At 61.7% G+C, this 21,801-nt stretch carries 25 protein-coding genes, 1 tRNA gene and 1 pseudogene; 14 read left to right on the top strand and 13 right to left on the bottom strand.

What is annotated here, in order from left to right; all coding sequences use genetic code 11:
- Positions 1–110: 110 nt before the first annotated feature.
- The 6 genes from P8H27_RS10920 (at position 111) to msrA (ending at position 4,761) form a co-directional block, all read left to right on the top strand.
- Positions 111–737, top strand: a complete 627-nt coding sequence (locus P8H27_RS10920) for a hypothetical protein (protein ID WP_289637450.1) — start codon at positions 111–113, stop codon at positions 735–737.
- Positions 738–939: 202 nt separating this feature from the next.
- On the top strand, positions 940–1,482 hold the full coding sequence (locus tag P8H27_RS10915) for an ankyrin repeat domain-containing protein (protein ID WP_289637448.1): 543 nt from the start codon (positions 940–942) through the stop codon (positions 1,480–1,482).
- A 428-nt stretch (positions 1,483–1,910) separates the two neighbouring features.
- Entirely contained in the window at positions 1,911–2,315 is a 405-nt protein-coding gene (locus P8H27_RS10910) for a GNAT family N-acetyltransferase (RefSeq protein ID WP_289637446.1), read from the top strand.
- Between the two features lie 145 nt (positions 2,316–2,460).
- Entirely contained in the window at positions 2,461–3,492 is a 1,032-nt protein-coding gene (locus P8H27_RS10905; RefSeq protein ID WP_289637443.1) for a diguanylate cyclase, read from the top strand.
- Between the two features lie 91 nt (positions 3,493–3,583).
- Positions 3,584–4,090, top strand: coding sequence for a peptide-methionine (R)-S-oxide reductase MsrB (gene msrB / locus P8H27_RS10900; protein ID WP_289637441.1), 507 nt, complete (start codon positions 3,584–3,586; stop codon positions 4,088–4,090).
- A gap of 2 nt (positions 4,091–4,092) precedes the next feature.
- Positions 4,093–4,761, top strand: coding sequence for a peptide-methionine (S)-S-oxide reductase MsrA (msrA, locus tag P8H27_RS10895; RefSeq protein ID WP_289637439.1), 669 nt, complete (start codon positions 4,093–4,095; stop codon positions 4,759–4,761).
- A 172-nt stretch (positions 4,762–4,933) separates the two neighbouring features.
- On the opposite strand, the gene P8H27_RS10890 is transcribed toward msrA, so the two are convergent.
- The gene (locus P8H27_RS10890; RefSeq protein WP_289637437.1) at positions 4,934–6,250 is read right to left on the bottom strand and encodes a phospholipase; all 1,317 of its coding nucleotides are present in this window, start codon (positions 6,248–6,250) and stop codon (positions 4,934–4,936) included.
- Between the two features lie 189 nt (positions 6,251–6,439).
- Positions 6,440–6,518, bottom strand: a pseudogene (locus P8H27_RS20655) (hypothetical protein); the annotation flags it as partial.
- Positions 6,519–6,764: 246 nt separating this feature from the next.
- Here P8H27_RS20655 and P8H27_RS10885 point away from each other — a divergent pair.
- Both P8H27_RS10885 and P8H27_RS10880 read left to right on the top strand, forming a co-directional pair.
- Entirely contained in the window at positions 6,765–7,043 is a 279-nt protein-coding gene (locus P8H27_RS10885) for a type II toxin-antitoxin system Phd/YefM family antitoxin (RefSeq protein WP_289637435.1), read from the top strand.
- Entirely contained in the window at positions 7,003–7,326 is a 324-nt protein-coding gene (locus P8H27_RS10880) for a type II toxin-antitoxin system RelE/ParE family toxin (RefSeq protein WP_289637434.1), read from the top strand. Before P8H27_RS10885 ends, P8H27_RS10880 begins: the two co-directional genes overlap by 41 nt.
- A 112-nt stretch (positions 7,327–7,438) precedes the next feature.
- Here P8H27_RS10880 and P8H27_RS10875 read toward each other — a convergent pair.
- Positions 7,439–7,514, bottom strand: a tRNA-Thr gene (locus tag P8H27_RS10875).
- A 134-nt stretch (positions 7,515–7,648) separates the two neighbouring features.
- Positions 7,649–8,491, bottom strand: a complete 843-nt coding sequence (locus P8H27_RS10870; protein ID WP_289637432.1) for a S1 RNA-binding domain-containing protein — start codon at positions 8,489–8,491, stop codon at positions 7,649–7,651.
- A 324-nt stretch (positions 8,492–8,815) separates the two neighbouring features.
- Between P8H27_RS10870 and P8H27_RS10865 the strand changes: the two genes are divergently transcribed.
- Positions 8,816–9,004 (top strand): hypothetical protein, encoded by a 189-nt coding sequence (locus P8H27_RS10865; protein ID WP_170862154.1) that lies wholly within the window; start codon positions 8,816–8,818, stop codon positions 9,002–9,004.
- Between the two features lie 316 nt (positions 9,005–9,320).
- Here P8H27_RS10865 and P8H27_RS10860 read toward each other — a convergent pair whose 3' ends face one another.
- The 3 genes from P8H27_RS10860 to P8H27_RS10850 form a co-directional block, all read right to left on the bottom strand.
- Positions 9,321–10,454, bottom strand: a complete 1,134-nt coding sequence (locus P8H27_RS10860; RefSeq protein ID WP_289637614.1) for a PQQ-dependent sugar dehydrogenase — start codon at positions 10,452–10,454, stop codon at positions 9,321–9,323.
- 120 nt (positions 10,455–10,574) lie between these two features.
- On the bottom strand, positions 10,575–11,297 hold the full coding sequence (locus tag P8H27_RS10855; protein ID WP_289637429.1) for an ABC transporter substrate-binding protein: 723 nt from the start codon (positions 11,295–11,297) through the stop codon (positions 10,575–10,577).
- A 131-nt stretch (positions 11,298–11,428) separates the two neighbouring features.
- Positions 11,429–12,787, bottom strand: coding sequence for a DEAD/DEAH box helicase (locus P8H27_RS10850; protein WP_289637427.1), 1,359 nt, complete (start codon positions 12,785–12,787; stop codon positions 11,429–11,431).
- 170 nt (positions 12,788–12,957) lie between these two features.
- Here P8H27_RS10850 and P8H27_RS10845 point away from each other — a divergent pair, with 170 nt between their 5' ends.
- On the top strand, positions 12,958–13,368 hold the full coding sequence (locus P8H27_RS10845; RefSeq protein WP_289637425.1) for an anti-virulence regulator CigR family protein: 411 nt from the start codon (positions 12,958–12,960) through the stop codon (positions 13,366–13,368).
- Here the strand turns inward: P8H27_RS10845 and P8H27_RS10840 are convergent.
- The 5 genes from P8H27_RS10840 to P8H27_RS10820 all read right to left on the bottom strand — a co-directional run bounded on the left by P8H27_RS10840 (position 13,338) and on the right by P8H27_RS10820 (position 17,304).
- Positions 13,338–14,036, bottom strand: coding sequence for a cupin domain-containing protein (locus P8H27_RS10840; RefSeq protein WP_289637423.1), 699 nt, complete (start codon positions 14,034–14,036; stop codon positions 13,338–13,340). The genes P8H27_RS10845 and P8H27_RS10840 overlap by 31 nt on opposite strands.
- An 11-nt stretch (positions 14,037–14,047) precedes the next feature.
- Positions 14,048–14,938, bottom strand: coding sequence for an EamA family transporter RarD (gene rarD, locus P8H27_RS10835; RefSeq protein ID WP_289637422.1), 891 nt, complete (start codon positions 14,936–14,938; stop codon positions 14,048–14,050).
- Positions 14,935–15,810: a carboxylate/amino acid/amine transporter gene (locus P8H27_RS10830; protein WP_289637421.1), complete on the bottom strand. Its 876-nt coding sequence runs from the start codon at positions 15,808–15,810 to the stop codon at positions 14,935–14,937. The genes rarD and P8H27_RS10830 overlap by 4 nt, the downstream gene beginning before the upstream one ends.
- Positions 15,811–16,232: 422 nt before the next feature.
- Positions 16,233–16,832, bottom strand: a complete 600-nt coding sequence (locus P8H27_RS10825; RefSeq protein WP_289637419.1) for an FMN-dependent NADH-azoreductase — start codon at positions 16,830–16,832, stop codon at positions 16,233–16,235.
- Between the two features lie 157 nt (positions 16,833–16,989).
- Positions 16,990–17,304 (bottom strand): 3-phosphoglycerate kinase, encoded by a 315-nt coding sequence (locus P8H27_RS10820; protein WP_289637417.1) that lies wholly within the window; start codon positions 17,302–17,304, stop codon positions 16,990–16,992.
- Positions 17,305–17,389: 85 nt separating this feature from the next.
- On the opposite strand from P8H27_RS10820, the gene P8H27_RS10815 reads away from it, so the two are divergent.
- The 4 genes from P8H27_RS10815 (at position 17,390) to P8H27_RS10800 (ending at position 20,538) form a co-directional block, all read left to right on the top strand.
- Positions 17,390–18,316: a LysR family transcriptional regulator gene (locus P8H27_RS10815; RefSeq protein WP_289637415.1), complete on the top strand. Its 927-nt coding sequence runs from the start codon at positions 17,390–17,392 to the stop codon at positions 18,314–18,316.
- Between the two features lie 12 nt (positions 18,317–18,328).
- On the top strand, positions 18,329–19,147 hold the full coding sequence (locus tag P8H27_RS10810) for an alpha/beta fold hydrolase (RefSeq protein ID WP_289637413.1): 819 nt from the start codon (positions 18,329–18,331) through the stop codon (positions 19,145–19,147).
- A gap of 2 nt (positions 19,148–19,149) precedes the next feature.
- Positions 19,150–19,704, top strand: coding sequence for a peptidylprolyl isomerase (locus tag P8H27_RS10805; protein WP_289637411.1), 555 nt, complete (start codon positions 19,150–19,152; stop codon positions 19,702–19,704).
- 357 nt (positions 19,705–20,061) lie between these two features.
- Positions 20,062–20,538: a transposase gene (locus P8H27_RS10800; RefSeq protein WP_289637409.1), complete on the top strand. Its 477-nt coding sequence runs from the start codon at positions 20,062–20,064 to the stop codon at positions 20,536–20,538.
- A gap of 109 nt (positions 20,539–20,647) precedes the next feature.
- On the opposite strand, the gene P8H27_RS10795 is transcribed toward P8H27_RS10800, so the two are convergent.
- Positions 20,648–21,772 carry a GNAT family N-acetyltransferase gene (locus tag P8H27_RS10795; RefSeq protein ID WP_289637406.1) on the bottom strand — a complete coding sequence of 375 codons (1,125 nt, stop codon included), beginning with the start codon at positions 21,770–21,772 and terminating at the stop codon, positions 20,648–20,650.
- Positions 21,773–21,801 lie beyond the last annotated feature (29 nt).

Raw genomic sequence — 21,801 nt, 5'->3', positions numbered from 1 at the left:
CCAGGGCATCGATCACACCCAGGATTGGTCGAAGCGAGTAGAATACCCGGCCGTCGCGCTAGGAACGCGTTATGGGCACACAAGGACGCTGTCACCGAGGAGTTGTTATTTTGCGCCTACTAATCACCCTGGCCTGCTGCCTGTTGCTCGGCGCCTGCGCCCGCTACCCGCAGTCGACCTATGAAGACTCTGTGCGCTCGGCACATGGCCCGATCGCCAAGAGCAATCTCGAAGCCATCCATAATGTCCAAGCGATCCCCCTCCCGCTGAATCCCGGACTGCTGCCGCCAACCTGGCAGATCGGAGCGGATCAGCCGCGCCTTGACTTTGGCAGCTCGATCTCCAATTACCGGGTGTTCTCCCTGCAGCTGAGAAAGGGCGAGCGCTATGCGCTCAACGTCAATTCGCTATGCCATAACGCCTGCCTGGATCTCAACAAATTCGCCCTCAAACCGCGCGCACTGTTGCTCGACGCCTACGGCACGGTGATCGCCAGCCAACCCTCGCGCGCCACCGCCGTAGTCGGCCAAATCAGCCTGGGCTGGGATGGCGAGGCGCCGGAAGATGGTACTTATTACCTGCTGGTGGCGGCGGACAATGAAGACATCGGCAAAACCATCGTGATCGACAACATCTGGGTCAACAACTCGCCATTGATGGCAGTAAAGGTCGACATGCACAGCGCACCTTTTGGTCAGATCAACGCCTTTTCCACGGGCACGAACGGGCAAAAGTAGTACCCGCAAACCGCCGCCCCTGCCCGCTCGACGCCGCTAGCATTTCTTGACCCTGGCTCGAGGCGGCGGCATGACCAGCTCCCGCGCGGGCATCTCCCGTATGGCCCCAATCAAGAATGCCAATCGATCCTCGCGGGTCATCGACGCTATGCTGCCGACACCGGCATTGCGATGCTGACCGACTGCTTTCGAGGAGGGTTCCATGAGCCTACAGTTGCCACAAGACAGCACCCGCGAAACCCCGCTGGACGATGACACCCTGGCCTTTGCCCAGAAGGTTTTCGATCTGGCCCGCAACGGTGACGCCGAAACCCTGGGAGCCATGCTTGAACAGGGCCTGCCGGCCAACCTGCGTAACCACAAAGGGGACAGTTTGCTGATGCTCGCCAGCTATCACGGTCACCTCGAGGCCGTGCAGGTATTGCTGGCCCACAAAGCCGACCCGAACATGCGTAACGACAATGGCCAGACCCCTCTGGCCGGTGCAGCCTTCAAAGGCAACCTGGCGATGCTGCAGGTGCTGCTGGAACAGGGGGCGGATGTGGAAGGCGCCATGCCCGATGGCAAGACCGCCCTGATGATGGCCGCGATGTTCGATCACGCCGCAGTGGTCGACCTATTGCTGAAGCACGGCGCCAACCCCAGCAGCCAGGACAGCAACGGCCTGACGCCGCTCGCCGCCGCGCAGCGCATGGGCGCCAAGCGGGCGGCCGAACGCTTGCAACCCAGCCGTTGCCGTGGATAGGCGTGGCCACAAGCGGCGCGCCACTCGGTGGACAACGACAACCGGCAAACGCCATGTCACACCGACTGCCTGCAAACAGCAGCCACCTTGCACCTCGCCGAGCCGGAATTATCCTAACAACCGGCCCATCGATCAGAAGCGAAGCACTTTGCGTGCAACACCTTCGAGGGCGTTTACAAAATACGGCAATATGCATGTAGCCTTGCAACGCTGAGCGCGATTAAGGCCAAGCCGGGATCGAACGCAACCATGACGGAACCGGCATTAACGGGCCGTTGAAAAACACCCTCCTGCGTTGCCAATACGGCGTTGAAAATGGCCTCAAAATGCACATTGACACCGCGTAAACTCCGCCACGCTGCGTTTCGGCCACTTTTGCCTGGCCTTGGCTGCCTCGCCTACATCTTTCAACGGCCTGCTAACCCGCCATGCACGATCTGCACTACCGCGCCCTTCCTGCCCCACTGCAACCGCTGGTGGATGCGTTCTATCGCGCGCATCGCTCACCTATCCGTGCTGACCGCCAGGCCCAGGTATGGGTCGCACAACACTCGGCGATCGTCGCCGCCCTGTGCCTGCGCCCCATGGCACAGGGGTATTGGCTTAGCGGCCTGTTCGTGGCGCCGAGCCAACGTCGCCAGGGACTGGCACGCCAATTGATTGAGCGGGCCCTGGCACATACCAGCGAACCGGTCTGGTTGTTCTGTCATCCCGAATTGACGAGGTTCTATGAAAACCTGGGCTTTATCCCCTGCACCGACCTACCCACGGCACTCGCCGAACGACTGTCGCGTTATCAGCGCAAGAGAAACCTGATTTCCCTGTGCCGTTAGCAGCCACACGATCCACTGTAGCGCCAGGCAGATCCACACTATTCACCAGTTTGGCGCAAATGCTGGCAGTTTGTTCAGCTTCCACTCTTGCCAGGTTCAGGCAAAGCTCTGCATCCTTACCCCATAACAAAGACAAGAGCCGCTCATGGCCAGACTAACCTCACGACTGCTCAAGCGGCTGCGCAACGACTTCCAGCTTTCCATCATTACCCTGATGAGCCTGTTCGGCATCATGGGCATCTCGCCCTATGCCGTGTATCGGCTGGCGGAAGGCAATTACCTGGTCAGCGCCGCCGACACCACCATCGTGCTCTCCACTGTGTGTGCCGTGCTCTACGCCTGGCGCACTGGCGATACGATCAAACCCGGCATCTATCTGGCGATCATTTTCTCGCTAGGCGCGACGCTGATCGCCATCAACCTGGGGGTCAACGGGCTGTTCTGGATTTACCCACTGATCCTCTTCAACTTCTTCATGGTCTCCCCGGGGAAAGCCGCAGCGGCCACGATACTGGTGCTGTCGACCCTGGTCGGCTATGCACTGCTGGTACCGGGCACGGTATTCGAAAGCAGCTACCAGATGGTGTCGTTCCTGGTCACCGGCATGTTGGCCAGTGCCATGGCGTTCATCTTCGCCTACCGCACCCACAGCCAGCGTAACCAGTTGCAGATCCTGGCGACCCAGGATCCGCTGACTGGCGCGCGCAATCGCCGGGCGATGAATGAAGAGCTGAAAATCGCCATATCCATCCATCGCCGGCACGGCAACAGCTATGGCGTACTGGTGATGGATCTGGATCACTTCAAACAGATCAACGACAACTTCGGTCACCAGGCCGGCGATCAGGTGCTGGTAGCCTTCGTCGAGCTGATCAAACGTTGCTCACGTCAGGAGAATCGCCTGTTTCGCTTCGGCGGCGAAGAATTCCTTCTGCTCTTACCCAACACCGACGAGCGCGGCCTGATCGCGGCGGCCACTCACCTGCAACAGCAGATTGCGCAAGGTCTACCAGGCCCCGGCGGGCCTGTGACCGTATCGATCGGCGGCGCCATCCTGCGTAGCGGCGAGGATTGGCAATCCTGGCTGGAACGCGCCGACCAGTGCCTGTATCAGGCCAAGAGCGCCGGGCGCAATCGCACCCTCATCGATGGTGCAGAGCAACTGCCCACACAATAGAACACCGGCCTCGCCGCAGACAGGATCCAGCAGCTGTAACAAGTCGGCTCTCCGCCAGTCTATTGAATACATCCGTGTGCAGAGAGCAGCCATGAAACGTCGTTCATTCCTCCAGGGCGTGGCCTTATTGCCCACCCTGCCCCTACTCGCCAGCCATGCACCGTTCAGCCAGGCCGCGACTGTCGTGCCGCTGGAAAAAGCACACAGTGAATGGCGCGAACTGCTGTCGCCAGAGGCCTATGCGGTGCTATTCGAAGAGGCTACCGAACGGGCAGGCAGCAGCCCCTTCAACCAGGAAAAACGCGCCGGCACCTATATCTGCGCCGCCTGCTATTGGCCTCTGTTCGACAGCCAGCACAAATACGAAAGTGGCACCGGCTGGCCCAGTTTCACCCAGGCGATTGCCGGCCACACCGGATTCAAGCGTGATTTCAAGCTGATCTTCCCGCGCACCGAATACCACTGCGCCCGCTGTGGGGGACACCAGGGCCATCTGTTCGACGACGGCCCGCCGCCTCGCGGCGAACGCTGGTGCAACAACGGCGTAGCGTTGCACTTCATTCCCCAGGGTGAAACCTTGCCCGCACTCAGGAGCTGAGTATGCCCATCCACCAATTTGCGCACTTCAAGCGCGCGCCGTTCGTCGCCGCCGGCCTGTTATTCGGCGCGTTGCTGGCGGTCTGCGGAGCAACCACGGCCCAAGCAGCAAAAGCGCTAACCCATGCCAACGAGGGCCAAGCCGAACAAGCCGTGGCCGTCTTCGCCGGTGGCTGCTTCTGGTGTACCGAGGCGGATTTCGACAAGTTGCCAGGCGTACTCTCGACCACCTCAGGCTATATCGGCGGCAGCTTGGAGAACCCCAGCTATGAACAGGTTTCGGCAGGCGGCAGCGGTCATATCGAAGCGGTGCAGGTGCATTTTGACCCGCGTAAAACCAGCTACGCCAAGCTGCTGGAGGCTTACTGGCCGACCATCGACCCACTGACCCCGAACGCCCAATTCTGCGATCATGGTTCGCAATACCGCAGCGCAATCTTCTACAGCACGCCTGAAGAAAAGGCCCAGGCCGACGCCTCGAAAGCCGCCCTGCAAGCCTCCGGGCGCTTCCAGCAACCCATAGTCACCGAGCTATTGCCAGCGACCACCTTCTATCCGGCCGAAGGCTATCACCAGGATTATCATCAGAAGAACCCGCTGCGTTATGCCTATTACCGTAACGGCTGCGGCCGAGACAAGCGTCTGGAGCAGCTATGGGGCAAACAACGCTAGAACGGCTCAGCTCCCCAACCACACTGACCATAAGACAAGGTGCTGTCGAACGAGCCTTTGACTTCGTTACCCAGCACGCTGAACTCCATGGCCTGCGCACAGCAGCCCCAGTAAACCCAAGCCCGTACCGCCCTGTCGCCGCAAACGGATCGTCATTATTGTTATCTCCCGGTTAATCGAGTTGAGCGTCCTGGGCCGCAGCGGTGCCGGCCTTGACGAAGTTTCGGCTGTGGGCGCCCATGTGCCGCAGCAGCCCAACCAATTGGCTGTTCAACGGTTCGTGCTGATAGTTTTCGCGCTTCAAGTCATTGCCCTGGCTGAAGTCCCCGACCCCGCCGGAAACGGCCAGCCATTGGCCGATGGCCTGGTCAAAAGCGGCGGCCTGGGCGTTGGATTCGGCGGACACCACATCGCGCAGATAACGCTCGGTGTAAGGCGGATAGGTGGCATCCTGCGCGGCGTCGGCATAGGCCGCGAGCATCGGGAGCGCAACCTTGGCGCGCAGCACTTGCTCAAGCCACGCGGCCTGGTATTTCTCGACTTCGATATGGCGGGTGGCAACGCGCTCGATGGCCGCGTTTTTGTCGGCGTCGAATCCGGCCAGGGCCTTGCCTTCCATCAGCAACATGCTCGCCAGATCCGCACCCGGCAGCGGCGTGGCGTGGTAGGGCTGGGTCAGATCTTGGACGTAGTGCAGGCCCCAGCCGAGAAAGCGGTAACCCCAGTAGGGATGGCCGGTGGCGAAGGCGAACCGCGCCAGGTCTAAATACTGATACGCGCGCCAGTCCGGCCAACTGCGCTGCAGGAACGGCGCCCCGGCATACACCACCGCGCTTTCGTGGAAAAAACCGATATGGAAGGGCGCCTGGGAGCTGTACTCGAAACGCTCGTCGCCGAACGATTGCACGCCAAAGCCATAGAGCGCGCCGGCCTCGCCAGGGTTGTCACTGAACAGGTTGATGTCATGGCCGTAGTCCGGCTCATCTGCGGCGGTCGCCAGCACCGCCAGGGGGGCGACTTTGTCGCCCGCTGCCAGGCTGATGAAACGCTGGGTCGACCAGGGCGAAATCGTCTGTTCGACCATCACCTCTTGAGGTTTGAGATGGGCACGCTGCGGTTGATCCTGCCCCGGCATGGGCTGGAACATCAGCGCCAGATGGATCTGCGGGTTGACGCGCAAGGCCATGAGAAAGGCCCGGCGCAGGTCGGCGGCGGGCGCATCGGTCAGGGCCAGATTGTCGGGGCGCGGCGGGTAATCGGGGAAGTGCCGGCGGGCGAAGGTTTCCTGTTCCCGCAGCAACGTCACCAGGCCTGCGTGCTCCTGGCCGAGAAACTGCTCCAGCGGTTCGACCGTCAGTTCGGGGGCGTCGCGCAAAGCAGCAACGTCCTGCAACGCCAGGTAGCTGCCCACGGTGTGGTTCGACCAGGCCCACGCCCCGGACGCGAACCCCCACAACCCCAGCAGCACAACCACAAACGGCAACTTCATCGGTTCTCGCTCTTATTGGATGAATCAGCAGTGGTGCCGAGCCTAACAACCGGCTCCGGCCCGGACACTGTCCGATCCCGCCAAAAAAACTCACCGAAAGCGCCATAGGGGATCAACACAAACCCTGTAGCCGCTGGCGCAGGGCTTGATCGTTCCCATGTACCGCATGAAAACAATCAGGGCCGGGGGTCACGCCGGGTAGCCGGTAATCTCGCGAATGCTCTGGTACAGCGGCTTGAGCTGGGTACATGCGCAGGTAGATCTCGTTGTGTTGGCGCCTTTAAAGAACCTATAAATGGTGCTTTCCAAGGTGATTTTTAGGGTGCTACTCTGTACTCGCTTAACCCCGTGTTCGCACAGATGACCTTACGAAGAGAAGTTCTTAATCAAGATAGCTAGGCCACATCAGACAGCCCAGATCAGCTCAATACAGATAGCTCAGACGGCTCGGCCATACGGATAGCTCAGGCAACCAGATAGATAGCGCGAATAGCGAGAACAGGTGGATATGGCGATGACTTATGCGGTGCTGGCTGACGTTGCGGCGTCGGTGACAGACCTTAAAAAAGATCCTATGGGTACCATCCGCGAAGGTGCCGGCGAAACAGTTGTGATCCTCAATCGAAACGAGCCAGCCTTCTATGCGGTGCCTCCAGCACGCTACGAAGCAATGTTGGAGCTCATTGACGATCTGCGACTGGCTGAAATCGTGCGTGCGCGGCGTGGTGAACCTACCGTCCGAGTAGAGATTGATGACCTCATCGCAGAAGCCGGCGGAGCCGGAAACAACTAAGTACGCCCTGGAATTCAACGAGCAGGCGCTAAAAGAGTGGGGAAAGCTGGACAGCACCATCCGCCTGCAATTTGCCAAGAAGCTCAAGGAGCGTATTGCAAGCCCCAGGGTGGAAGCCGACAAGCTGCGTGATCTACCCAACTGCTACAAGATAAAACTCCGCTCCATAGGCTACCGCTTGGTCTATGAAGTGATCGATAACCGTCTAGTGGTAGCGGTTATCGCTGTCGGTAAGCGGGAAAGGGGCAAGGTGTATAGCCGTGCTTCCAGCCGACTTAGCTGAACGCCTGTCACACAAATAAATCTTTGCACGACTCACATGCCCAACCACGCCCGCGATGCTAGCCCGTCCCCTATACGAAAAAGGCCCGCATCGCTGCAGGCCTTGAATTCGGTGGTGCCGTTGAGAGGAATCGAACCCCCGACCCCATCATTACGAATGACGTGCTCTACCAACTGAGCTACAACGGCAAAATTCCTGGGCATTATTCAATGGAGTTGCTGGGCGCTCAAGCAGGTTTTGAAAAAGCCAGCACCCGCCGCCCACCTCGACCAACCGCTGCCAGAACAGCACCCGGCAGCCCGTTGCTGCCGGGTGGACGCCATTACTTGGCGGCCAGCTCGATGCGGTCGTCGTGAATCACGATCCGCCCCTGCTTGTACAATCCGCCGATGGCCTTCTTGAAGTTGCCTTTGCTGACGCGAAACAATGCGCTGATGGCCTCGGGCGAACTCTTGTCATTGAGGGGCAGCACGCCATCGTGCTCGCGCAGCTTGGCCAGGATCTGCTCGCCCAGACTGCTCGCCGCCTCCTGGCCAACGGCCTGCAAGCTCAGGCTGAGCTTACCGTCGGCGCGCACTTCCTTGATGAAGCCCTTCTCCTGCATGCCGCTGCGCACGAACTTGAACAGTTCGTTCTTGTGGATCAGCCCCCAATGCTTGCCGTTGATGATCGCCTTGAAGCCCATATCGGTGGACTCGACCACCAACAAGTCGACCTCTTGACCGGCCGCGTAGGTGGCCGGCACGGTGTCCAGGTAACGATCGAGGCGCGCAGTGGCGGTAATACGCTTGCTGCGCTTGTCGACAAACACGTAGACCACGCAGTAGTCGCCGACTTGCAGCGGCCGCTTTTCTTCCGAATGGGGCAATAACAGATCTTTCGGCAAGCCCCAATCAAGGAATAAGCCGACACGGTTGATATCCACCACTTTCAGGCTGGCGAATTGGCCGACCTGCACTTTCGGTTTTTCTGTGGTGGCAATTAACTTGTCGTCACTGTCCAGGTAAATGAATACATTCAGCCAGTCCTCCACCTCGCTGGGCGAGTCTTTGGGAATATAGCGCTTGGGCAGCAATATTTCGCCATCCGCGCCGCCATCCAAATACAGGCCAAAGTCGGTGTGCTTCACCACCTGCAAACTATTCATTCGTCCAATTACAGCCATGGTGCCCTACCCTCGTTGCGAGCCGCTGATTCTACCTGAGTTACAGCCTGGTTTCTCGACGGCGACGCATGAGCGCCAGGCACTCGCCAGTGTACTGCGCGCGGTTCCGACCAGTGGCAGTCGTCTTCACTGGGTGCTTGCCGACGGCTCATTTCCCCCGTGCGCGCCTGACAAAACAACGGCTTATTGAGGGTTTACGAATATTATCCGATCACCTGCCAGCACCGCTTACAGGAGGCCACTCGAATGCCTAACGTTATTTATCAAGCAATTGTCAAGCCGTTCATGTACAATCGGCGGCCAAATTAATTTTTAAACAGGTTAATGGCCGCCATGCGCGTTAAAGCATCAAACAGCAAGCCCAAGCCAGCTCCTGCCGTCGAAACCAGCGCCTCGATCGATGCGCAAATTGCGGCCTTCTTGAACTCTGGCGGTGAAATCCAGCAGATCGCCAAAGGTGTCAGCGGTCAGGTATATGGTGCTTCCAAGCAGATCACCATCGGCAAGAAGTAGCCGACCGCCACCTTAGCCCTGCAGCGCTTTGCTCGATCGAGCAAAGCGCTGGGCACCCCGCTCCATTCCCCCGCTATTTCAGTGCCTTGAACTGCCACCACTGGCGGTGAGCACACGCATGTTTCAGAATCAGGTCGGGCCGCTCTTCGCGGTGGTTTCGGCGTTGCCGTTAAGCATCGCTGGCAACACCGGCGCAATATCTGTGCGCCTATCCAGCCATTGGCTGCCGTGACCAGTAAGCCGCTGGAGCCCAAGCCGTTGCCGATCCGGAGCAACCAAGACAGCGAAAACCCCAGGGAGCAGGCCAAGCCGGCGCTCACTGCGGCAGCAGGGCCAGGCGCAGCAACTGGCCGTTACCGGCGTCGGTCAGCACATAGAGGTAGCCATCCGGCCCCTGGCGCACATCGCGGATGCGCGCGCCAAGCTGCTCCAGCAGACGCTCCTCGTGCACCACCCGATCGCCGCGCAACTCCAGGCGAATCAGCGCCTGCCCGGCCAGTGCACCGATGAACAGGTTGCCCCGCCAGGCGGGGAAACGCTCGCCGTCATAGAACGCCATGCCGCTGATCGCCGGCGATTTCCCCCATACATAGTGCGGCGGTTCGGTTCCGGCGACCGTCTTGCCCCGGGCTTCCGGAATCGGCAGGAACGAATAGTTGAGCCCATGGGTGGCGAGCGGCCAGCCGTAGTTCTTGCCGGCTTGCGGGATGTTGATCTCATCGCCGCCGCGCGGGCCATGCTCGTGGGTCCACAGCTGCCCGGTCCAGGGATTGAGTGCAGCGCCTTGCTGGTTGCGATGGCCGTAAGACCAGATTTCCGCTCGGGCGCCAGGCTGGCCGACAAAGGGGTTGTCGTGCGGTACTTTGCCGTCCGGGTGCAGGCGCACCACCTTGCCTTGCAGCTTGTCGAGATCCTGCGCGGTCGAACGCTGGTTGTTTTCGCCCAGGGCGATGAACAGATAGCCGTCGCGGTCGAACACCAACCGCGAACCGAAGTGCAGGCCGCTGGAGAGTTTCGGCAGCTGCCGGAAAATCACCTCGAAACCTTGCAGCTTGCGTTGATCCGGCGACAACCTGCCGCGCCCGACGGCAGTGCCGGCGTACTCACCATCGCCAGCCTCGGCATAGGACAGATAAACCAGACGATCCCTGGCAAAGTCAGGCGACAACGCCACATCGAGCAACCCGCCCTGGCCTCTGGCATAGACCGCCGGCACCCCCGCGAGCGGTTCGGACAGTTCGCCTTGCAAGCTGATCAGGCGCAAACGCCCGGGCCGCTCGCTGACCAGCAGGCCGTGTCGATCCGGCAGAAAGGCCATGCTCCAGGGATGTTCCAGACCCGCGACCAGTTGTTTGACCTGCAGGGTGCCCTGCTCGCTGGGAAATTCGCGGGTCTGCGCGGCAGCCAGTGTTGATATCAGCACGGCAGCCAAACCCAGAATCGCCGGCATGCGTGTGCGCAGCATGGTTCTCTCCTCCGCGGGTTCAGGGCCGGGCAGCGGCGCGGCGCAAGGCTCGAATCATGCAACCGCGCAGCCCGGCGTTCAGTCCAGAGAGCTTAGCTGTCCAACTCAATACATCGCATAACGACGCTCGATTGCGCGGTACTCACCATTCGCGCGAATGGCCGCCAGCCCCTGATTGAAACGGTCGCGCTGAGCCTCACGACAAAACCCGACCTGATAGGGCGTAGCCGCGAAGATCCGATATTCGCTGAGGGGTTGGCTGACATCGACCTGATCGAGCACCTCACGATTGAGATAGCGCAGGATCCGCATATCGGCCACCACCACCTCGATCCGCCCGCTATAGAGCAAGCGGTTACGCGCGATCTGCCGCGCCTCTTCGCGATAGCGCGGATTGTTCAGCGCCATCCGCTGAAACTCACTGCCGAGCAAAAAGCGTGCACGTTGAAAGGCGCTGACCGAGTACCGCCCCAGATCGGCAATCCGCGTGATCTGGTAGTTACGCGCACGCAATGCCACCGCGACGTTCTGGTAGTAGATATGCGGCTCGGAATAGAAGGCCGCGATACCGCTCTGCTCGTTGGTGGTGGCAATGGCGTCGATCTCGCCACGGCGCAGCAACAGATGCAGGCGCTCCATCGGCGCATAAGAGACTTGCACGGTAAAGCCGGCGTGCTCTGCGGCAGCCGCCACTATCTCGTACTCCAGACCTCGGGCTTCACCCTGGAACACATAAGGCGGCTTGTGCGTTCCGATACCCAGGCGCAAGGGTTCAGCCACAGTCATGAGGCTGAACCAGAGCAGCGCCATCCCCCACATCCATTGCATGCCAGCCCTCCTTAGTTCAGCAGAAGTGCAGCATAGCCGGCTACTGTTAGTGAGCGGTATAACCAAGTGGTCGCGTGGATCACCAGCGATTGGCTATGCCCAAGTCATGTGTCGGATGAGGCAACGCTGGCTTATTCCGCCGCAGGCGCAGGCTTGCGGCGTTTGAGCGGCGCCAGGCCATCCTGGCTGACCAGCTCAGGCGCCGCGGCCTTGGGTTTGTTGATGGTATTGCGCTTGCTCGGCGCCTTGGCGGCCGGCTTCTTCGCCGCCAGCTTCTTGCCGGTCTTGGGATCGACCTTTTTCTTCTTCGGCCCGACCGCCTTGCCGGACGCCTTGAGGTTCTTCGGCCCCTGGTAGATGCCTTTCAGATCCTTGATGTTGCGCCGCTCGAAACGCTGCTTGAGGTAGCGTTCGATGCTCGACATCAGGGCCCAGTCGTTGTGGCAGATCAGCGAAATCGCCAGACCTTCGGCACCGGCGCGGCCGGTACGGCCGATGCGGTGCACGTACTCGTCACCCGAACGCGGCATGTCGAAGTTGATCACCAGATCCAGGCCGTCGACATCCAAGCCGCGCGCCGCCACATCGGTGGCCACCAGGATTTTCACCGCGCCCTGCTTGAGGCGGTCGATGGCCAGCTTGCGATCCTTCTGGTCCTTCTCGCCGTGCAGCACGAACACCTTGAAATCGTGGGCCACCAACTTGCCATACAGACGGTCGGCCTGCACCCGGGTATTGGTGAAGATGATCGCCTTCCCGTAGGTTTCGTTGGCCAGCAGCCACTCGACCAGGCGTTCCTTGTGATGGTTGTGGTCGGCGGTGATGATCTGCTGGCGCGTGCCTTCGTTGAGCTGGCTGACGCGGTTGAGCTGCAGGTGCTGCGGTTCCTTGAGTACCTTGGCGACGATCTCGCGCAGGCCCGCACCGCCGCTGGTCGCGGAGAACAGCAGGGTCTGGCGCGCGGCATTGCACAGCTCGCTCAGACGCTGCACGTCCTCGGCAAAGCCCATGTCGAGCATGCGATCGGCTTCGTCGAGCACCAGCACTTCCACTTCATCGAGCAGCAGGTTGCCGGCGTTGGCGTGCTCGATCAGACGACCCGGCGTGCCGATCAGGATGTCGACCCGGCGCAGCATCGCGGCCTGCATCTTGAAATCCTCGCCACCGGTGATCAAACCGGCCTTGAGGAAGGTGAACTGGGCGAAACGCTCGACTTCTTTGAGGGTTTGCTGGGCCAGCTCACGGGTGGGCAGCATGATCATCGCGCGCACGCTCATGCGCGGCGAGGAGGCACCATCGCCCAACAGGCGGTTGAGCATCGGCAGGACGAAGGCCGCCGTCTTGCCGCTGCCGGTCTGCGCCGTCACCCGCAAATCCTGCCCTTGCAACGCCAGCGGAATAGCCGCCAGCTGCACCGGGGTGGGCTCGGTAAAGTTCAGCGCAGCCACGGCTTTGAGCAGACGTTCATGCAGGGCGAATTGGGAAAACACGGGGGTAACCTCGACGAAAAACGGAAATCAGCTGCATAGCGTAACGGTTTCCCGCGCTGCGGCCGAATTTCTTTGTGCAGGCCTGCACGGAGCAGCCACCTCGGCACTTGAACAAACCGCCATGAAAGCGCTCAAATCAGGCACCCCCCCCCAAGACGCCGGAGAACTGCATGTCCCACTCGTCTCGCAGCCTGCTGATCTGTAGCGGCCTGGCCATCGCCTTGGCCACGCATTGCGCTTTCGCCGCGCCGAAAGCCGATAACAAGCATGGTGCCGGCCATGACGGCGACATCGGTGTCCACCTCAGTGGCCCCAGCATCGATATCGGCCGCGTACGCATCGTCCTGGGCGACAACCGGCAACTGCTTGGCCCTGCCCGCTCACTGCCGCCAGGCATCGCCAAGAACCTGGCCCGCGGCAAACCACTGCCACCCGGTATCGCCAAGAACTTCGACGGCCGCGTGCTCAGCCAACTGCCGCGCTATGACGGCTACGAATGGAAGCAGGCCGGCAGCGACGTGGTGCTGGTGGCGATTGCCAGCGGCATCGTCTACGAAGTGCTGAGAAACGTACTGGACTGATCGGTTACACCCGCATCGGCAAGATGGCCGACTTTTACGTAAATCAGGCAACCCTCGCGGGAAAACGGCGTGTGCCTTGAGCCATGTGGGTTGCGCAGCCAGGTGCCGGCGGGGTAAGTGCCGAACTCATCCTCGAACACTCCCTCCAGCACCAGGATTTCCTCCCCGCCAAGATGCCGGTGCGCCTGGAACTCGGTGCCCGGCGCCCAGCGTACCAAGGCCGTGTGCACCGTGGCGAAGCTGGCCAGTGGCAACACACTCAAGCCTGCGACCAGGCCGGGGCGCCACTCGGCGGTACGGGTATCGATGCGCAGCGTGCTTCGATCCTCCTGCGCCTGGTAGCACAGCTTGACGAACAACAGGCAGCCGTCGGAGCTGGACGGCGCATGACTGCTGCCGGGCGGATTCTTCAGCCAGTAGCCGGCTGGGTAGGTGCCATGTTCATCGGCAAAGACGCCGTCGAGTACCAGGATCTCCTCGCCGCCCGGGTGCCGATGACGACTGAACTGCGAACCCGGCGCGTAACGCACGATCGAGGTGGCGCGTCCGCTTTCCGCGGCAAAGCGCTCCAGCGGACGCCGCTCGACGCCCGGCAACGGCGAGGCCTGCCAGTCGATGGTTGAGGTATCGAGCGCCACTCGCTCGCCCAGGTCAGCATTGATCCGCATATCGCCTCCCGTCAGATACGCCGCTGCTTAATCAGCAGCCGCGCACTGTCCCAGCCGACCAGCAGCACCGCCAGCCAGATCGGCAGATAGGTCAGCCACTGCTCGGCATTGAAGCTTTCGCCGAGAAACAGCAGCGCCACCAGAAACAACAGCACCGGCTCGACATAGCTGAGAATGCCAAACAGCCCCAACGGCAACAGCCGGCTGGACGCCATCATCGCCGCAAACGCCAGGGCGCCGAGCAGGCCCAGGCCGGGCAGCAGCCACCACAGCTGCGGCGCCTGGGCGAACAGCGCCACCGGCCCCCAGGCGACGATCAGCCAGACCGCGAGGGGCGCCAGCACCAGCATTTCCAGAATAAACCCGGACAAGGCATCCAGGCGCATCCAGCGGCGTAACATGAAGTACGGCGGATAGCCCAGCGCGGTCACCAGGGTGACCCAGGAAAACGCCTGCAGGCGCCACAGCTCATGCAGCACGCCGAGCAAGGCACAGCACACCGCCAACTGCTGCAACGGACGCAAACGCTCGCCGTAGAACACCCGCCCGGCCAATACCATCGCCAACGGCAGGAGAAAATAGCCCAGCGACACATCCAGCATGTGCCCGGCCAGCGGCGCCCAGACGAACAAGGCCCACTGCACGCCAAGTAATGCCGCCGCCAGCGGCAAGGCCGCCAGCAATAACGGCTCACGGCACAGGCGGCCGACGGCCACGGCCAGCACCGTCCATTGCCGGGCCACGGCGACCAGCAGCAACACCGCCGGAATCGACCAGAGTACTCGCTGGGCGAACACCTGCACGCCGTCCAGCGGCGCCAGTTGCTGCACATAGCCGGGAATCAGGGCAAACAGCATCGAGGCACCAATCGATAGCGCCACGCCACGCCCGGACAGCTTCATCGCATCTCCTTGGCCAGCAGTGGCGGCCGGCTGCCGAGCCGAATCAGCAGCAGGGAGCCGGCAATCACCGCTCCACCCAGGCTCAGTCGCCACAGGTCGGCGTCGCGGTTCCACAGCAGCAGATTGACCAGCAGGCCCGCCGGCACCAGGGCGTTGTTCATCACCGCCAGGGTGCCGCCATCGACTAGGCTCGCGCCCTTGTTCCACCAGTAAAGCCCCAGCCCGGAGGCCACCATACCGAGCCAGACCAGAACCCACCACTGGATGGCGCTGCTGGGTAACCGTGCGGCGTTACCGAACAGCAAAAAGGCCGGCAAGGCGACAACCAGCGCGCCCAGGTAGAAGTAGCCGAAGCGCCGGTACTGGGCGATGTCCGAAGGGTGTCGAGCGAGCAGATGCTTGTACAGCACCTGTCCGGCGGCAAAGGTGGCGTTGGCGATTTGCAACAGGAAGAAGCCGGCATAGAAGTCCGTGCCGACCTGGTCGTAGCGAATGATCGCCGCGCCCGCCACCGCAACCAGGGCGGCGAGCAAGGCCCAGGGGTTGAAGCGTCGGTTGAAGGCATCCTCGATCAGGGTCACGTGCAACGGCGTGAGCACGGTGAACAGCAGCACTTCCGGCACCGTCAGCACGCTGAAACTCAGGTACAGGCAGACGTAGGTGACGCCGAACTGCAACGCGCCGATCAGCAACATGCCGCGCATGAACGCCGGCGCCACGCCGTGCCAGCGGGTCAGGGGCAGAAACACCAGACCGGCAATCAGCACCCGCGTCAGCACGGCAAAATAACTGTCCACCTGACCGGCCAGGTACTCGCCGATCAGGCTGAAGGAAAAGGCCCATAACAGGGTCACGAACACTAGATAACGCATGACCACCTCGCAGCAAGCCGGCGACCTTAGCCTGTCGCGAGGTTACGGACAATCGCCGCACAAGCCACCCGAAAAAAAAGCTCTGTACCCGTTAGGTGTTGTATCACCAGGCGCGAACGGCCTGCGATCCGTAGGAGGCCCGACCTCGGGGCGAGCTTTGGCTATACCGCGAAACGATGGGCAAGCAGCCCTGCGGGCTGCATTCGCCGCGGGGCGCGTGACCCACATGGATGTGGGAAATGCCGCTAGCCTGTCAGGAACAGACGCGGCCCTCCGACAAGAGATCGCGCATGCAACACATAATTGGGACATAGCCAAAAAAACCGGCCAACCGCCAAAGCGATCGACCGGACATATGCGTCCCAGGAGCGGAGGGACGCCAAGGGAAAGGGACGCCAAGGGAGCTGCCTGTTACTTGAACTTTAGGCCACTTGCGCCAACTGCGCCCTGGCCGCTGCCAGACCTTTGTCCATGAACTCGCCGCCCAGATTGAGGCCTTCGGCATGAATGAAACTGACATCGTGAATGCCGATGAAGCCCAGTGCCTGGCGCAGATAGGGTTCCTGATGATCCATGCTGCCACCGGCGTAGATACCGCCGCGGGCGGTCAGGACGAACGCACGCTTGCCCGTGAGCAGACCCTGCGGACCGGTTTCGGTGTATTTGAAGGTAACCCCGGCACGCAGCACATGATCCAGCCAGGCTTTCAGGGTGCTGGGAATGGCGAAGTTGTACATGGGCGCGGCCAGCACCAGCACATCGGCAGCCAGCACCTCAGCGGTGAGCTTGTCGGACAAGAGCAATGCGCTTTGCTCCGCGCTGCTCTGTTGCTCGGCCGGGGTCATCCAGCCACCCAGCAGGTTGGCGTCCAGGTGCGGTACTTGCTCGACCGCCAGATCGCGCACCTGGATTTGATCGGCCGGGTGAGCAGTTTGCCACTGGGCGATGAATTGCTCGGTGAGCAGGCGAGAAACCGAGCCTTGCTGGCGAGCGCTGCTTTCTATTACCAGAATATTGGACATGGTTCTTACTCCATCGAGGGGGTTGGTTAACGTCGATGGAGCAAAGCCTAGAGGCAGGACAGCCGATTAAAAAGCGTAAATAACCGCTTTTACCTATCGATAAAATTGATTTATAAAACTCATCGCACTAGCATCGCCAGCAGCCATGATCAGGCGATTATTTCAAGCCGCAGGTCAACTGCACGCGCAGCCTGATGATGCTGCGGGAGAATTTGACGGTCAGGTTGCTGCTCTGCCCCGGCGCCAACAGCACTTTACGGGTGCGCGGCGCCTCGGGTCCGTTGCGGAACACCGCCTTGCACTCCGCCTCGGTCTGGCCGTAGTTGTAGAGCAGCAGCGCGCCCATGTTGTGATCGACTTCCTGGGTTGTGACCGACACTTCGGCACCGTTGAACTGTTTTTCCAGCTCGATCGGATAAGCGACAGCAGTGAGCGGCAACAGGGCGATCAGGGCACAACACGTTTTTTTCATGCGGCAATCTCCAACAAAGGACTGCCAGTTTAGGGCGAGTTCGTCTCGCTGTGCACCCAGCGACTCGCGTGAATAGGAGAGGATAATGAAAGCGCCCCGCGTGACCCTCGATCAATGGCGCACCTTGCAGGCAGTGGTCGACCAGGGCGGCTTCGCCCAGGCCGCCGAAGCGCTGCACCGTTCGCAGTCATCGGTCAGTTACACCATTGCGCGCATGCAGGAGCAACTCGGCGTGCCGTTGCTGCGCATCGACGGGCGCAAGGCCGTGCTCACCGAGGCCGGCGACGTGCTGCTGCGCCGCTCGCGGCAACTGGTCAAGCAGGCCAGCCAGCTGGAAGACCTGGCCTACAACATGGATCAGGGCTGGGAAGCCGAGGTGCGTCTGGTGGTTGACGCCGCCTACCCGACCGCACGCCTGATCCGGGCGCTGTCCGCCTTCATCCCGCAGAGCCGCGGTTGCCGCGTGCGCCTGCGCGAGGAAGTGCTTTCGGGCGTCGAAGAAGTGCTGCTGGAAGGCACCGCAGACCTGGCCATCAGCAGCCTGGCCATGGTCGGCTATCTGGGCCATGAACTCAGCGAAGTGGAGTTCGTGGCGGTTGCCCACCCCGACCATCAGTTGCACCAACTGCAACGCCAGCTGACCTTCGAGGACTTGCAGAACCAATTGCAGGTGGTCATCCGCGACTCTGGGCGCAGCAAACCGCGCGACGTCGGCTGGCTGGGTGCCGAGCAACGCTGGACGGTCAGCAGCCTTTCAACCGCGGCCAGTTTTGTCAGCAGTGGCCTGGGTTTCGCCTGGCTACCGCGTCACCAGATCGTTCGGGAGCTGAGCGAAGGCGTACTCAAACCCCTGGCGCTGGAGCAAGGCGGCAGCAGCCATCCACGTTTTACCCTCTACAGTCACAAGGACAAAACCCTGGGGCCGGCCAGCCAGATTCTGGTTGAGCTGATCAAGAGCTTCGACGCGGCCCCACTCAATGCGCCCTTCGCCGCCCCTCAATCGGCCAACTGAGAGGAATTAGCCATGTCCTACTTCGATAACGACGGTTGCCAGTTGCACTACGAGGATTATGGTCAGGGCGCGCCGCTGCTGCTGGTGCACGGCCTGGGTTCGAGCACCCGCGACTGGGAATACCAGATCCCCGCGCTGGCGGCGCAGTATCGGGTCATCGCCATCGACATCCGCGGTCACGGCCGCTCGGACAAACCGCGCGAACGCTACAGCATCGCCGGATTCGCCGAAGATGTAGCCGCGCTGATCGAGCACCTCGGCTTCGACAGGGTGCATCTGGTGGGCATCTCCATGGGCGGCATGATCGGTTTTCAGTTGGGCGTCGAACGTCCCGAGCTGCTGAAGAGCCTGTGCATCGTCAACAGCGGCCCCGAAGTGAAGGCGAAAAGCCCGCGCGACTACCTGGAAATCGCCAAACGCTGGAGCCTGTCGCGCCTGCTCAGCCTCGACAGCATTGCCAAGGCCCTGGGCAAACTGCTGTTCCCCAAGCCCGAGCAAGCCGAACTAAGACGCAAGATCGAAGAGCGCTGGCCGCTCAACGACAAACGCGCCTACCTCGCCAGCCTCGACGCGATTATCGGTTGGGGCGTGCGCGAACGCCTGGCGCGCATCAGCTGTCCTACCCTGGTGATCAGCGCCGACCGCGACTACACCCCCATCGCGCAAAAAGCGGCTTACGTCAAGGAAATGCCCAACGCCCGCCTGCTGGTGATCGAAAATTCGCGTCACGCCACACCGCTGGATCAACCGCAACGCTTCAACAGCAGCCTGCTGGCCTTCCTCGAGGAAGTCGAACAGACTGCCCCCACGCCCCCCAACAAGGATCGATAAGCATGCTGAAAAAACTCGCCCTCACCGCCTGCTCCGTATTGTTTGCCGGCAGCCTGCTGGCTGCGGAGAACCCGAAAGTGCTGCTGAGCACCAACCTCGGGGAAATCGAAATCGAACTGGACGCGGAAAAAGCCCCGCTCAGCGTGGAAAACTTCCTCGGCTACCTGGACAGCGGCTACTACGCCGGCACCCAGTTCCACCGGGTGATCCCGGGGTTCATGGTGCAAGGCGGCGGCTTCGATGCCGACCTGCAGCAAAAGCAGACGCGGGCGCCGATCAAGAACGAAGCCGACAACGGCCTGCACAACGTGCGCGGCACCCTGGCCATGGCGCGCACCCAGGTGCGCGACTCGGCCACCAGCCAGTTCTTCATCAACCACAAGGACAACGCCTTTCTCGACCATAGCTCGCGTGACTTCGGTTACGCGGTATTCGGCAAGGTGCTGCGCGGCATGGAAGTCGTCGACAAGATCGCCCAGGTGCCCACCGGCAACCGCGGCGGCCACCAGAACGTCCCGCGCGAGCCGGTGCTGATTCTAGAAGCCAAGCGCCTCTGAGCCTGCCCCTTGCTGCGCCGGTTCACCGGCGCAGCAAGGGTTGGTGTCTCTGGCATCGCTGCGCGGGCATGGCCCGCTCCTACGGGCTGGTATATCCGGCATCGCTGCGCGGGCATGGCCCGCTCCTACGGGCTGGTATATCCGGCATCGCTGCGCGGGCATGGCCCGCTCCTACGGGCTGGTATATCCGGCATCGCTGCGCGGGCATGGCACGCCCTACGGGCTGGTATATCCGACATCGCTGCGCGGGCATGGCCCGCTCCTACGGGCTGGTATATCCGGCATCGCTACAGGGCTGGGGCTGTGCTGCTTTTGTAGGAGCGGGCCATGCCCGCGAAACTCTCACGGAGAACGCTTATGGACGAGCATCACAGCCACAAAAAATCGGGCCACGCGGCCTTGCGCAAAGGCCGGGCTTCCCTGAGCAATACGGCTTATCTGATCACCGCGACCAGCGAAAACCGCGAACCGCTGTTCACCCACTATCCTGCGGCCTGCTCGGCCGCGCGTTGCTTCGAGGACACCGCCTTGCTCAGGGAGAGTCGGATGCTGGCCTGGGTGCTGATGCCCGATCACGCCCACTGGCTGTTGCAGCTTGGCGACCAGGACACCCTCGGCGAGGTGATTGGCCGACTCAAGTCCGCCAGCTCCCGCCACGCCAACCGGGCCCTGAATCGAACAGGCCCGCTCTGGTCGAAAGCCTTTCACGATCATGCCCTGCGCGAAGAAGAAGACCTGCAAGCCGTCGCCCGTTACATCGTGGCCAATCCGCTACGTGCGGGGCTGGTCAAGCGGATTGGGGATTATTCGTTCTGGAATGCCGTCTGGCTTTGACAAGGCTCAGCGAGGGTTGGTGTCTCCCACATCGCTTCGCGGGCATGGCCCGCTCCTACATGGGCCACCGCATTACCCTGTAGGAGCGGGCCATTCCCGCGAAAAAACCTCAGCCCTGCCGATACGGCAACAGGCTGCGCGCGCCCTCGGCGTAGCCCTGCACCCCCTGGCGCTCGTCCTGGAGAAAGTCGGCCACCGCCGCGCGCAAGCCCGGATGGCAGAGGTAGTGCCAGGAACGGGTGAGCACCGGCTCGAAGCCGCGGATCAGCTTGTGCTCGCCCTGGGCACCGGCGTCGAAACGCTGCAGTCCCTGGGCAATCGCATACTCCATGCCCTGATAGAAACAGGTCTCGAAGTGCAGGCGGTCGAACTCCGCCAGACAGCCCCAGTAGCGGCCATACAAGCTATCGCCGCCGAGCAAACTGAAGGCCATGGCCACCGGCCTGCCGCCCTGATGGGCCAGCACCAGGCGGATCATCTGCGGCATGCGCTCGGCCAGCAGGCTGAAGAACAGCCGGGACAGATAGGGCGACTGGCCACGTAGCCGATAAGTATTGGCGTAACAGCGGTAAACGAAATCCCACTCGGCCTCGCTGAGCTGATGGCCTTCGCGCCAGTCGAACTCGATGCCCTGCCCCGCCACCTGCTCGCGTTCCTTGCGCAGCTGCTTGCGCTTGCGCGAGCTGAGGGCATCGAGAAAATCCTGGAAATCCCGGTAGCCGCGGTTGTGCCAATGGTATTGGCAGCCGAGGCGCGGCAACCAGCCGTCACGCCCCTGCAGCAGCGCATCGTCGGCCGGGCTGGTGAAGTTGATATGCAGGCTCGACAGCCCCTGCGGCGTCAGGCTGGCGCAGAGTTCGTCGAGCAATTGCCCGGCGGCGAGCGGATCGCCGAGCAAACGCTGCCCGCTCACCGGCGAGAAGGGAATGGCGCCGAGCAGTTTCGGGTAATAGTCGATGCCCGCCCGGTGACAGGCATCGGCCCAGCCATGGTCGAACACGTACTCGCCATAGGAATGGCTTTTTATATAGGCCGGCATGGCCGCCAGCAGCCGCCCCTGGCCGTCCTGCAGCACGCGATGCGCCGCCTGCCAGCCGCTACGGCCGCCAACGCTGCCGCTGTCTTCCAGCGCAGAGAGAAAGGCGTGGCACAAAAAAGGCTGCCGATCGATGCGCAAGGCATCCCAGCTCGGGGCAGCCAACTCGTTCATCGCAGACAGGGTCGCTATAGGCATGGCCGCAGTCTGGCCTGTTGTTCGGACGA

Origin of the sequence: Pseudomonas sp. sp1636 (genome assembly GCF_030376615.1) — a bacterium.
GTDB lineage: Bacteria > Pseudomonadota > Gammaproteobacteria > Pseudomonadales > Pseudomonadaceae > Aquipseudomonas.
This window is presented reverse-complemented; position numbering and strand designations above follow the sequence as displayed.